Origin of the sequence: Solibacillus sp. FSL W7-1436, from assembly GCF_038007305.1 — a bacterium.
Lineage (GTDB): Bacteria > Bacillota > Bacilli > Bacillales_A > Planococcaceae > Solibacillus.
The window spans coordinates 2179298-2192985 of sequence record NZ_JBBOWV010000001.1 but is presented as its reverse complement, the minus strand read 5'-3'; the positions used below and the strand labels follow the sequence as shown (position 1 = coordinate 2192985).

Annotated in this window: 9 protein-coding genes; all 9 read right to left on the bottom strand. The window is 42.1% G+C overall.

Translation table 11 applies throughout. The features are described from left to right. Window positions 1–107: 107 nt before the first annotated feature. The gene (locus MKX73_RS10755; protein WP_340717425.1) at window positions 108–1277 is read right to left on the bottom strand and encodes a PDZ domain-containing protein; all 1170 of its coding nucleotides are present in this window, start codon (window positions 1275–1277) and stop codon (window positions 108–110) included. Between the two features lie 335 nt (window positions 1278–1612). Next, a complete protein-coding gene (locus tag MKX73_RS10750) occupies window positions 1613–3040 on the bottom strand; it encodes a S41 family peptidase (RefSeq protein ID WP_340717424.1) in 1428 nt (475 codons plus the stop codon). 119 nt (window positions 3041–3159) lie between these two features. Next, window positions 3160–3732: a peroxiredoxin family protein gene (locus MKX73_RS10745; RefSeq protein ID WP_340717423.1), complete on the bottom strand. Its 573-nt coding sequence runs from the start codon at window positions 3730–3732 to the stop codon at window positions 3160–3162. Between the two features lie 109 nt (window positions 3733–3841). Continuing rightward, window positions 3842–5143, bottom strand: coding sequence for a murein hydrolase activator EnvC family protein (locus tag MKX73_RS10740; protein WP_340717422.1), 1302 nt, complete (start codon window positions 5141–5143; stop codon window positions 3842–3844). A gap of 132 nt (window positions 5144–5275) precedes the next feature. Further along, window positions 5276–6172, bottom strand: a complete 897-nt coding sequence (gene ftsX / locus MKX73_RS10735; protein WP_340717421.1) for a permease-like cell division protein FtsX — start codon at window positions 6170–6172, stop codon at window positions 5276–5278. After that, the gene (gene ftsE, locus MKX73_RS10730; protein WP_008403596.1) at window positions 6162–6848 is read right to left on the bottom strand and encodes a cell division ATP-binding protein FtsE; all 687 of its coding nucleotides are present in this window, start codon (window positions 6846–6848) and stop codon (window positions 6162–6164) included. Before ftsE ends, ftsX begins: the two co-directional genes overlap by 11 nt. A 518-nt stretch (window positions 6849–7366) precedes the next feature. Beyond that, entirely contained in the window at window positions 7367–8581 is a 1215-nt protein-coding gene (locus tag MKX73_RS10725; RefSeq protein ID WP_340717420.1) for a DUF4097 family beta strand repeat-containing protein, read from the bottom strand. Between the two features lie 86 nt (window positions 8582–8667). Then, window positions 8668–11535 carry an excinuclease ABC subunit UvrA gene (uvrA, locus tag MKX73_RS10720; protein ID WP_340717419.1) on the bottom strand — a complete coding sequence of 956 codons (2868 nt, stop codon included), beginning with the start codon at window positions 11533–11535 and terminating at the stop codon, window positions 8668–8670. Between the two features lie 5 nt (window positions 11536–11540). Beyond that, window positions 11541–13523, bottom strand: coding sequence for an excinuclease ABC subunit UvrB (gene uvrB / locus MKX73_RS10715; RefSeq protein ID WP_340717418.1), 1983 nt, complete (start codon window positions 13521–13523; stop codon window positions 11541–11543). Window positions 13524–13688 lie beyond the last annotated feature (165 nt).

Below are 13688 nucleotides of genomic sequence, written 5' to 3'. Positions count from 1 at the left end.
TTCTGAAGTTACACAATGCTGTCTAGTACAATTTAATCTTAACATAATTTGTTTATACCCGTTTTAGCCAAAAAAAAGAACCTCGTATTACCGAGATTCTTTTGAAATTAACTTACAACCAATAACCCGATTTTGTGATTATCATCACGATGTACAACATGCTGGGCAAGACGCAATTCGCCTGAATGGTCAAGTACTTCCAAACGACAATGGGCAGCATTGATCTGTAATGCTTTATACAAATCTTCTTCTGTAAAAACATCTTGTCCATTTACACGTTTGATAATTTCACCTGCGGCAAGTCCCATTTTTTCTGCAGGGGAATCCGGTAAAATGCCGGCAATCATAACCCCTTTATCACTGCGTACAACGGCATAACTGTTACGGTCCTCTGAACGACTATAATGAATACCGATAATGGTACGGGAAACCGCCCCTAATGCTAATGCAGCAGCACCTAGTACCGGCAGAAGATAAGCGGCCAATCCGACGATCAGCACAAATTGCCCTACCATAATAATTGAGCGTCCCATTTGCGGATAAACATTCATCGGCAACTTTTGACGCACCATCTGCTGGAAGCCGATAATAAACGGGAAAACAATGATCGAAAACTGTTCAGCTCCAATCGTAAATTGCGGCCAATAAGGTGCAAAATTTTGAATGCCTTCCCCCGGAATAACAGTAAAGACAGGTAAAATCCAAAGCTGTTTACTAAAATAGCCTATCCCGTTTAATCCACGTTTTGTTTTTTCAACAATCGGTGAAGCAAACCGGGCACCATTACGGCGTATTAATATTCCTTCTGCCATCAGCAAAAGTCCTGTCATAATCGGAACGGTCATAACAAGATCGTCCGTAACATTTCTCCCTGCCAATTCAATAGTTCCGATTGTATATGACCAATCCTGCCATTGCATCCAAACGATTCCGCAAAAAGCAACCGCCATTACAATCGCCGGTGATAGTAACTGATACATATAAATGAGCAAACCTGCAAAACTTACAATAAATACAATTGTCAATAATTCGAGTGATACTGTTAAGCCTATTACAAGACTAAATAAGGAAATAATAACGGACAGCATTAAACCCATCGCAAGCATATTTTTCAGCTCGGACCAGCCACCTAGTATCCGTCGGTTAAAATACCTTCGTTCGCGCTTCACTCGGCGATATCCTAAATAAACTGCGGAAATGATGGCGATATAAAACAAAGGATTTATAAAAAATCGGCCAATCCCTTTTAAAATTTCAATCAAAACTGTTCCATCCATATTCTCACCTACCGTACGAATAATTGTACCAAATCCTTTACGGAATGCGTAGTCCCATTTGTACCGGAAATGAAATAAAGGCGTTGTCGAACTTGTATCATTCGACAACGCCTATCTGAATTGACCAAAATAAATTCTAAAGCCAGTTGATTGGAATAGAGAGGAGGCGACTCCACCGGGAAAAGCACGAGCGAGAGACTACAAGCTCGAGCCGTGCCCGGGGAAAGCGTCCGACCCGGAATGGAAATCAACACCCGATTAAGATGGTGAATCCATTATAAAGCATTATTTATAGTAATTTCATAGGTTGATTACTTTCCTAATAGAAACGTCCATCACTCAAACTGATGCATAATATAGCTGATCGCCATCTGCAGCTGCATGTCGTTTACTTTTGACTGTTTGAATGTTTGCAGTTCTTCCGTTAATTCGTGGAAAAAGACTTCATCCATATAGTCTCCTTCCGCAATATCATGCTTATGTCTGAAGTTTGCTACTTCCTGTGCTGTATCATCATCAAAGAATCCATCAGTCCGGCTGATAGCGTAACCCAGTTCACTTAAAATACGCTGACTGTAGGCAACTTCTTCACCGTATTCTCCCTCTTCATAGCGCCCTTTCAGTATTTTTGTTTCCATATTGTAAAGAGGATGCTGTGTCACTTCGACATCCGGTTCAATCCCTACATCATGGATCCATTTTTTAGAAGGTGTAAGCCATTTGTTCGTCGATAATTTTACTTCCCCGCCATTTTGAAGATCCCATGTTTGTTGGACCGTTCCTTTACCGAAGCTCGTCACCCCGATAATGACCGAACGTTTCCAGTCCTGCAGGGCACCTGCAAACACTTCACTGGCCGATGCGCTTCCTTCGTTTTGGATAAGCGTTAAAGGCGTGTCACGCAACCAGGTTGCGTAAGGCTGGAACTGTTCCACTTTCTTTGTTTTCAGTGGCTCTGTTACACCGTCATGATTCTGCATATACGCAAAGATTTTTTCTTTTTGTTCGAACATGCTCATCATTTGGGTAACACTATGTAAATAGCCACCTGGATTGTCCCTCACATCAATGATTAAGCCTTCCACTTCTTCCTTCATTACCGCGTCAAGAGCTTCTTTCCATTCCTCTGCTGTTTTTTCACCAAAGAGATTGATCGTTATATAGCCGAGTTTTCTCCCTTCTACTTCAAGAACTTCTGCTTCCACCGTATCATTTTTCAAACGTTCTCTTTTCATGACCAACTTTAAATGCTGGTCCAGTTCAGGTCGATAAATGACAAGCTCCACTGTTTCTCCTTCTTTGCCGTACATCAGCTTACGAACTTCCCCCATCGTTTTCCCGTCAAGTCGTACTTCATTAATTTGGATAAGCTCATCCAATGGTCGAATACCTGCTTTTTCTGCTGGCGATGCTTTAAGCGGGGCCACGACGATAATTTTGCCATTCGCTTCTGCCAACTCAACACCAATTCCGATTCGTTCACTTGCGAGCGTCTGTTTATGTAATGCTGCTTCCTGCTCCGAATAATAAGTACTGTAAGGGTCATTTATTGCATTGGCCATTCCTCGCAGTGCACCTTCCACCAATTTTTCAGAGTCGATATCATAAACTGATTCGCTCGTAATTAACTCATGCAGCTCATTGACTACTGCAAATCCCGCCTGTTCCTCCTGTGGTTGCGCCTTGATTTTCAACACACCATAAACAATTACACCGATACACACCATTACAACAATTAATAAAAAAATCCGACTTTTCCGCACGAATTCTCCTCCGTTCCATAAAATTTATGAAGCAAATGAAAGATTCATACTTATAAAGTCGAATTTAAACGTCACAAAATGAAGATAATTTATGTTGACGGTCTGTGCATTCCCCAAGCTTAATCAAGTTGTATCACATTTTCCCGCAATGCATCCAAATCCAGCGGACCAATAATCTGCTTTTGTATTTTCCCTGCCGAATCGATCATGTAAGTTGTCGGCATCGTCAAAATTTCATATTGAAAGGCGACTGCTTCCGTTTGTTCCAGGACAATCGGAAAGGTGATATCGTAGCTTTTTAAAAATTGCTCCACACGCTCCATTTTTTCATTGGCATACGTCATATTGACACCCACAATTTCCACATTGTCTTCTTCACGGTATTTTTCGTAATATTTTTGCATATGCGGCATTTCCGCTTCGCAAGGCGGACACCACGTTGCCCAGAAATTCAGTACGACCCGCTTCCCTCTCAGTTCAGAAAGTGTCAATGGCTCGCCTTTTAAATTATATAATGTAAAATCCGGGGCAAACTGACCTTTTTCGAGACCCACTTCTTCATCCGGTTCCACTTCTTTTCCTAACGCATATTCGTTGATTGCAGTACTCTGTTCGATTTCAGCTTTTATGTAAGTGCCAAGCATTGTGATGACAAGCACTAAAATAATACCGATTCCAATATTTTTCTTCATCAACATCACCCCACATTTCTTCCTATTAGTACATTATCATAACTTTTAGATAATTATTCAAACGAAAAAGGCAAAACTTTAATAATTAAAGTTTTGCCTTTTATATAACTTACAGTGAAATATAATTTAATGGGTTGACTGCGTTTGAACGACTGCCGTTCCATTCACCGACATGGATCTCAAAGTGTACATGAGGTCCTGTTGAGTTCCCTGAATTCCCAAGTCGTGCAATTTGCTGACCTTTTGATACAGATGCACCAACACTTGTATTGAATCCGCTTAAATGGGCATACGTTGTTGTAAATAGTTGTCCTTCAATCGAGTGAGTGACCATGACAACATTCCCGTAGCCATTCATCGAACCAACATATGAAACAACACCATCTGCTGCTGCAACAACCGGTGTTCCGATTGAGTTGGCAATATCGACACCTAAGTGATTCTTACTTCCGATTGGTCCAATATCACGTCCGCCGAACCCTGATGTAAAACGGCCTGCTGCAGGTCTTGTCCAATGTCCTGCCGAAACAACCGGCAAGTTTCCGGAGCTTACAGAACTATTACTGCTGCTGTTTTGTTTTTTCTTTTTAGCGGCCGCAGCTTCCAATGCCTTCTGACGGGCAACTTCCGCTAATCGGCGCTGTTCTTTGAGAAACTTCTCTTCAAGCTCTTTACTTAATTCTACTTTATCATGGTATTCAGCTTTAAGTTCTGTTTTCTCAGATTGTAGTTTCGCTTCTTCTTTTTCAAGCTCTGCTACTAAACGTTTCTTTTCTTTCTTTTGCTGATTTAACGAAGCCATCAAACTCTTTAATTCTGCTTTATTCGCTTCAAGATTTTCTTTCTTCTTCACAAGTTCCAGCTTTTGAACTTCAAGCTTTTCCTGGTCTTCTTTTTGCTCACGCATAATTTGACGGTCAGCATCCATAAGTGTGCTTACAGCAGAAAAACGATCGATGAAGTCTACGAAACTATTTGCTCCAAGCAGGACGTCAAGGTAGCTTACTGTACCTGATGACTGAATCGCCCGTGCACGCTCACGCAATAGTTCATTACGCTGTTCGATCTTCTCTTTTAATTCTGCGATTTCATCTTCTAAAATAGAAATTTCCTGGTTTGCAATTTCAATATCCAATTCGACAACGGCAATATTATGATTCGTTTTATTAATTTCTGCACCGAGTTGCTCCAGCTGCGAAATGATTTTTTGCTGTCTGTTTTGATTTGTTTGAATCTCATTCGATTTTTGTTCGAGCGATTTATTAATGGATTTCTTTTCTGCTTCTAGTTGACTGCGCTCTTTTTTCAGTTCACTTAATGATGCTGCAGATGCTGCCGGTATTTGAACAAATAGCACTAGCGCAAGTATTGCTGCAATGGTTTTAAATGAACGCGTCGTTAGCTTCTTCAAAAACTTTTCCCCCTAAATGCATGGGTAATAGTGGCTCTTTTTGTCTCTCTTGGGTGTAAAAATGAGCCACTTCCCACTATTTTCGTCATTGTCAATTTTGCCTTGGCAATGTGTGACAGTCGCTGAAAGAAGTTATACTTTTAAAAACTTACGAACTGACATGAAACTTCCCCATATACCGATGAACATCCCGATGAAAATAATCAATGCGTTCACTTGGTACATAAGTGGTGTTACTTCTAACAATTGGAACATTTCCCCTTTTAATCGGGGTGCCAATAAATCATAAATATTGTAATAAGCAATTGTAACGGCTGCGACTGGAATAATCGATCCAATCAAACCAAGCCACATTCCTTCCAATACAAATGGAATGCGGACGAAAGAATTTGTAGCCCCTACAAGCTTCATAATTTCAATTTCATCTTTACGTGCAATAATCGTAATGCGAATTGTATTAGAAATTAAAAACATCGCTGTAAACAGCAGTCCTAAAATTAATACGAGTCCAACATTACGAGCGATTTCCAAGAAGTTAAATAGTTTTTCTACTTTACCCTCGCCATATTTTACTTCAAAAGTATTGTCCAAGCTATCAATCTGTTTTGCGACATCAGCTGTTTTCAAAGGATCAACGGCTTTGACATACAACACATTGTATAACGGGTTGTTCTGTTCGAATAAACTTAATTCATCACCAAAATCTTTGATTAACTTACTTAATTCCTGCTCTTTTGAAGAATATGTAACTTCCTCGACATCCGGCATATTATGGATTTCGTCAAGAAGCTGTTCTTCTGCCAGTTTTGCTTCTTCCGCTTCCGGAATAATATCGATCATGACACGAATTTCAACATCGTTTTCCAAATCGGAAGCGACTTTGTTTAAATTCATCATAATCGCAGCAAATACACCGACCAGTAATAATGTTACCGTTACAGCACTGATTGAAGCGAGTGTCATCCAGCTGTTACGGCCCAATGATTTAAAACTCTCACGGAAATGACGGGCAATTGTTCTAGTTTTCATAGCCGTAGTCACCTCCGTACTCATCACGGACGATCATTCCGCCTTCAATAGCAATAACTCTTTTACGCACAGTATTTACGATTTCACGGTTATGTGTTGCCATTAGAATCGTTGTACCTTGGCGATTGATTTCCTCAAAAATATTCATGATTTCCCATGAAGTTTCAGGGTCTAAATTCCCTGTAGGCTCATCCGCAATCATTACTTTTGGACGATTCACAATCGAGCGGGCAATTGCAACACGCTGCTGTTCTCCACCTGACAGCTCATTCGGCAGCATTCGCACTTTATGCTTTAATCCGACCAGTTCGAGTACTTCCATTACCCGTTTACGGATGACACTTGGCTGTTCTTCAATTACTTCCATCGCGAACGCTACATTTTCATACACTGTTAAGCGCGGCAATAATTTAAAGTCCTGGAAGACGACACCAAGATGACGGCGTAAATGAGGTACGCGATTATTTTTGAGCGTTCTCAAATTAATGCCATTAATGATGACATCGCCGGAAGTCGGTTTTTCTTCACGGTACATCAACTTAATAAATGTCGATTTACCCGCCCCACTAGGGCCAACTATATATACAAATTCACCCTTTTTTATATGAACCGTAATCCCGTTTGCGGCGACGACCCCATTAGGATACTTCTTCACTACATTATTCATTTCAATCATTCACGAAACCACCTAAGCTCAATATCTAGTATTTTAAATTTTAGTCTTACCCATTATAGCATTTTAAGGCTCAAATTTTATTACATTTTCTTTTCAATGTAAGCCCCGCCTCGTTTTCGGGCTCTCTAGACCGTCATGACAACATTACCAAAAATCAATTGTCGCTAAATTTTCATGGAAAAACACTATTTTTTTGGTTTTCGTAATGTTTTTGTTAAAGTATGAAATGTACTTAATATAATAAAATACTCTACACTATTTTTAATTATTCGACGGTTTCAGTGAAAATCCTTCTCATTATTTGGATTATTATGGTATTTTTCGGGGTGTTTTTTAGAAAGACTATTTTTCTATGTAAGAATACGGCAGTTTGTGACTTTTAATTGAAGATTTAGCGGAAAACAAAATAAAAGGCATCCAACTTCTTTGCGAAAAGATGGATGCCTGATTTTATTAAGGAGTTTGTCGTTGCTTTTGAGTAAATCGAACCTTCGGCAACTGCCGGTAAAACTCTTAGCCTATTGCAGTGTATAACGTACCAGTACTGTACCTGTACGAGATTCCCCTACTAATTTCAGGAGTTTCGCACCTTCCAGTTCTTTTGTGAAGCGGACTGATTTTGACAGGAATTGCTCCTCTTCTTCTGTAACATGAACATCACTTAATCCGATGTCTGCTTTTCCGAAGTTCGAGAAAACCTGGCCGTCCAGAGCGACTGTTTTCGGAACATAAATTTCAACGGATCCTGCCAATGCTCGCGCCTTGATTTTATGCGCTTCCGCACTCGTTGTTGTAATGACAACATGTCCATTCATTGACTCGGCTTCGACTTCATTTAATTCGCCGTCAACGTATATGCGGCCATTTGCTGTACCGATTTCCAAATCTTCGCCTTTGATCTGACGGGCTTCTACGGCACCATTGCTCGTTTGCAGCTCCGCATGATCAAATATTGCATTTTCCAGACGGATTACCCCATTATGTGTACGCGCTTTAACTAGCTTTGCATCAACCTGTTCGATTGAAACACTGCCTGTTAATAATTTTGCAATGATAACATCATAATGTTTTTCTGGAATAGCGACTTGTACCTTCACTTGTGCAAATTTATTTGTTGACTGGATAAATAATTTGTCATTTGTCAGCTTGGACATGTTTTCCGTTGTGTGCGCAATCGTTTCTTCCTCTGTACCTTTTAACGGTGTTTTCCCCGTCACATTGACAGTAACTAAATCATCCGTAGCTCGTACGATATCGACTTTACCATTGGCGATTTCCAGCTCTACCCCTTTTACATCCGCTACAGGGTAAGCATATGTTTTAGTGAATTCCACTTTTTCCCCAAACGGTGTATCAATATCAAGCTCTTTGAACTTCGTTAATGCCGCACCGACCAATCCTGTCATGCGTGTGCTGAATTGCGTTAAATCCTGCTTAATATCGCCCATGAACTCGTCCATTTTTTTATTGAATTCTTTATCGTTAAATGACTTGCCGAAAATATCTTCAAATCCCGTTGTTTTACGTTTTTCTTTTTGCTCTTCAAAAACCGGTTCTGCATTAAGGGGCTCTTCCTCGTACTTTTCCTCAAAAACCGGTTGCTCAACTGGTGCTGCTTGTGATGGAGTGGATTCCTTTTCCGACGACAATTTTTCCAGTAATACAATTGCCTCTTCTGCCGTAATTGTACCGCTTTCAACTAATTTTAAAATGCGCTTACGTTCTTCCTGCATAAAAAAATTCCTCCCTCTGCTTCGTATATAGTTATTATACGAGGAGGGAGGACGAAAAGTTTCGTTTGTGCTCTCAGTTTTTTAATCTATTTATTTTGCGCTTCTTTAATTCTTGATTCCATGCGCTCACGGTCACGTTCCAGAATCGGTTTTAAGTAGCGTCCCGTATAGCTTTCTTCTACTTCGGCAATCTTCTCCGGCGTACCTGTCGCTAATATGGTACCCCCGCCTTCGCCGCCTTCAGGACCTAAATCAATAATATGGTCGGCAGTTTTGATCACATCGAGATTATGCTCAATAACAAGCACGGTCTCCCCGTTTTCAACTAAACGCTGCAGTACAAGCAGTAAACGGGAAATATCATCCGCATGCAAACCGGTCGTTGGCTCATCCAAAATATAAAATGATTTGCCGGTTGAACGACGATGCAATTCCGACGCCAGTTTTACTCGTTGTGCTTCCCCGCCGGATAATGTTGTCGCAGGCTGACCAAGCTTCACATACCCTAGCCCGACATCGACAATCGTTTGCAGTTTACGCTGGATTCTCGGCAAGTTCCCGAAAAACTCCAACGCATCTTCCACCGTCATCTCCAAAATATCGGAAATATTTTTATCTTTATATTTTACTTCCAGTGTTTCGCGGTTATAACGCTTCCCGTGACAAACTTCACACGGCACATAAACATCCGGCAGGAAGTGCATCTCGATTTTAATAATGCCATCCCCGCGGCACGCTTCACAACGTCCGCCTTTTACGTTGAATGAAAAACGCCCTTTTTTGTAGCCGCGTACTTTCGCTTCATTCGTCATCGCAAAAACATCGCGAATATCATCGAATACCCCTATATATGTTGCCGGATTAGAACGCGGGGTACGGCCGATTGGCGACTGATCCACATCGATTACTTTCTCCAGCTGTTCCAAACCTTCTATTGCTTTATGCTTGCCCGGTTTCACTTTTGCCCGGTTCAGTTTCGATGCAAGCGACTTATATAAAATTTCATTTATCAATGTCGATTTACCGGAACCCGACACACCTGTAACGGCAATGAACTGCCCTAACGGAATATCGACACTGACACTTTTCAGGTTATTTTCGGAAGCGCCTTTAATTTTTATTTTCCGGCCATCCGATTTACGGCGTTCCAGCGGCAGCGGAATGAATTTCTTCCCGCTTAAATATTGGCCGGTAATCGACTCTTTGTTTTTCATTACTTGCTTTGGCGTCCCCTGTGCAATAACTTGACCGCCGTGCACACCGGCACCCGGTCCGATATCGATCAGGTGGTCCGCTGCCATCATCGTATCTTCATCATGTTCGACGATAATTAGCGTATTCCCGAGGTCACGCATATTGACAAGTGTATTAATTAACCGGTCATTATCTCGTTGGTGCAGCCCGATTGACGGCTCGTCCAGAATATAAAGGACACCCGTTAAGCGGGAACCGATCTGTGTTGCCAGTCGAATGCGCTGTGCTTCCCCGCCGGATAATGTTCCGGCAGATCGTGCAAGCGTTAAATAATTCAGACCGACATCCAATAGGAACCTCAGTCGTTCAATAACTTCACGAATAATTAATTTCGCAATCTGGCGTTCTTTCTCCGTTAACTCTATTGAACTAAAGAAATCATACATTTCCTGAATGGAGTGGCGTGTCGCTTCCGAAATGTTCTGGTCTTTAATTTTCACTGCCAGCGTTTCTTTTTTCAGACGGTGCCCTTTACAAGTAGCACAAGGCTGTTCAGTCATGTACTTTCGCATCGATTCACGCACATAATCCGAAGAGGAATCAGTAAAGCGGCGCTCGATATTTGCGATGACCCCTTCAAATTCAATATTCTTCTTATGCACACTGCCATAATCATTCGTATATTCGAATAGAATCTTTTCTTTTCCTGAACCGTATAAAATTTTATCCATTTTCTCTTTAGGAATCTCTTTTACCGGCACATCCATCGGTATATTGTAATGCTTGCATACAGATGCCAGCAGCTGCGGGTAATAATTGGACGATACGGATTCCCATGGGGCAATCGCATTTTCAAGCAATGTTAAATCCCAGTTGTGGATGACCAGGTCGATATCGGCCTTCGCCTTACTTCCAAGCCCGTCACATGTAGGGCAGGCTCCGAATGGACTGTTGAATGAAAACATGCGCGGCTCAAGTTCACCGATTGAAAAGCCGCAAATCGGACATGCATGATGCTCGCTGAATAACAGCTCCTCATGATCGATGACATCGACTAGAACGCGGCCATCCGCAATTCTGAGCGCTGCTTCAAGGGAATCGCTTAAACGCGTTTCATTACCCTCTTTTACGACAACACGGTCCACGACTACTTCAATCGTATGCTTTTTATTTTTATCGAGCTCGATATTGTCATCGAGATCACGCAGTTCCCCGTTTACACGGATACGAACAAAGCCTTGTTTTTTCAAGTCTTCAAGCAGTTTTACATGCGTTCCTTTTTTCCCTTCAATAACTGGAGCAAGCAGCTGCATTTTTGTGCGCTCCGGATATTCCATCAGGCGGTCAACCATCTGTTCAACCGTCTGTGATGTAATTTCAATCCCATGTGTCGGGCAGTACGGTTTTCCGATACGTGCAAAAAGCAGTCGCAAATAATCGTAAATTTCCGTTACTGTTCCGACAGTCGAGCGCGGGTTACGGCTCGTCGTCTTCTGGTCGATCGAGATAGCCGGTGACAGTCCTTCAATTGTATCGACATCCGGCTTGTCCATTTGCCCTAAAAACTGGCGTGCATACGCGGACAATGATTCAACATAACGACGCTGCCCTTCCGCATAAATCGTATCGAATGCCAATGACGATTTACCGGAACCTGAAAGCCCTGTCACAACGACAATTTTATCGCGAGGAATTGTGACATCAATATTTTTTAAATTATGCGCTCGTGCACCTTGTACGACAATTTCTGTATTTTTCACATTGTTCACCCTTCTGCTTTCAATTCAAATATCATGTCACGTAATTCAGCCGCGCGTTCAAAGTCCAGCGCTTTTGCGGCTTCTTTCATTTCAACTTGCAATGTTGCAACAAGCTTCTCCAGCTCTTTTTTCGTCAGCTTTTTGCCGCCTGTCACTTTTGTAATATATGTTTCTTCCCCTTCCGCAGCTTGTGTTGCACGGATAATATCAGGAATCTTTTTAATAATTGTTTTCGGTGTAATACCATGTTTTTCATTGTACGCCATTTGAGTTTCACGACGACGCTTCGTTTCACCGATCGCCTTTGTCATTGAATCCGTCATATTATTGGCATACATGATGACATGACCGTTCGAGTTACGTGCTGCACGTCCAATCGTTTGAATGAGCGAACGTTCCGAACGGAGGAACCCTTCCTTGTCCGCATCCAAAATCGCGACAAGGGATACTTCAGGAATATCAAGACCTTCCCTTAATAAGTTAATACCGATCAGCACATCATATGTCCCTTTACGAAGCTCGCGGATAATTTCGATCCGTTCCAGCGTTTTGATTTCTGAATGCAGGTATTCGACTTTCAAGCCCATTTCCTTTAAATAGCTCGATAAATCCTCGGACATTTTCTTTGTTAATGTTGTGACAAGCGTTCGTTCATTACGGCGGATACGCTCATGGATCTCATCGATCAGATCATCAATCTGCCCTTCAATCGGACGGATATCAATTGTCGGATCAAGCAGCCCTGTCGGACGAATGATCTGCTCCACCATGTCCGGTGTATGCTCCAATTCGTATGGACCCGGTGTTGCCGAAACATAAATCGCCTGGCTTACTTTTGACTGGAATTCGTCAAACATTAACGGGCGGTTATCCAGTGCGGACGGCAAACGGAAACCATGTTCAACCAGTACCCCTTTACGGGCCTGGTCTCCATTATACATACCACGTACTTGCGGTAATGTAACATGGCTTTCATCAACAACAAGCAAAAAATCTTCAGGGAAGTAATCAAGCAATGTATACGGTGTCGCCCCTGCTTCACGCAAAGTTAAATGGCGCGAATAGTTTTCGATACCTGAGCAAAAGCCCATTTCCTTCATCATTTCCAGATCGTAGTTTGTCCGCTGTTCCAAACGCTGCGCTTCCAGTAAACGGTCTTCCGAACGCAATACCGCAAGGCGCTCCTCCAGCTCTTTTTCAATATTTTCAATGGCAACTTTCATCTTCTCTTCGCGGGTAACGAAATGGGATGCCGGGAAAATCGCGACGTGCTGACGGTCCCCTAAAATTTCGCCCGTCAGTGCATCCACTTCACGAATCCGGTCTACTTCATCCCCGAAAAACTCGATACGGATACAGTGTTCATCGCGTGACGCCGGGAAAATTTCGACAACATCCCCGCGCACTCGGAACGTACCACGTGTAAAGTTAATATCATTCCGTTCATATTGAATGTCGACCAGTTTCCGCAATAGCTGATTGCGCTCGATTTCCATCCCTGTACGAATGGAAACGACCATTTCACGATATTCTTCCGGATTACCGAGACCGTAAATACATGATACGGACGCGATAATAATGACATCTTTCCGTTCAAATAACGCAGTTGTTGCCGAGTGGCGCAATTTATCGATTTCTTCATTAATACTTGAATCCTTTTCAATGTACGTATCGGTTTGCGGTACATACGCTTCCGGCTGGAAATAGTCATAGTAGCTGACGAAATACTCAACCGCATTGTCCGGGAAAAACTCTTTAAACTCACTATATAATTGGCCGGCCAGTGTTTTATTGTGTGCCATCACGAGCGTCGGCTTATTCACTTCTTTAATCACATTGGAAATCGTAAATGTTTTACCCGTACCTGTCGCCCCCAGCAATGTCTGGTGACGCTTGCCTTCTTTAACCCCCTGTACGAGCTGTTTAATCGCTTCCGGCTGATCCCCGGCAGGCTGATAGGCGGACTTTATTGTAAAAGTTTCTGTCATATTCAGATTGTCCTTTCTGTCGCTTATGTTATGTTCTATTTTAACATACCCGTTTTTAATTTACGATAAAATTGCGAACGTACATTCGAATTTAGTGTTGTGGGGTGTTTGATAGGTGCGCCGGATTTATTGGAACTTTGGTGGCGGATATTAGAAAAGTTCGGT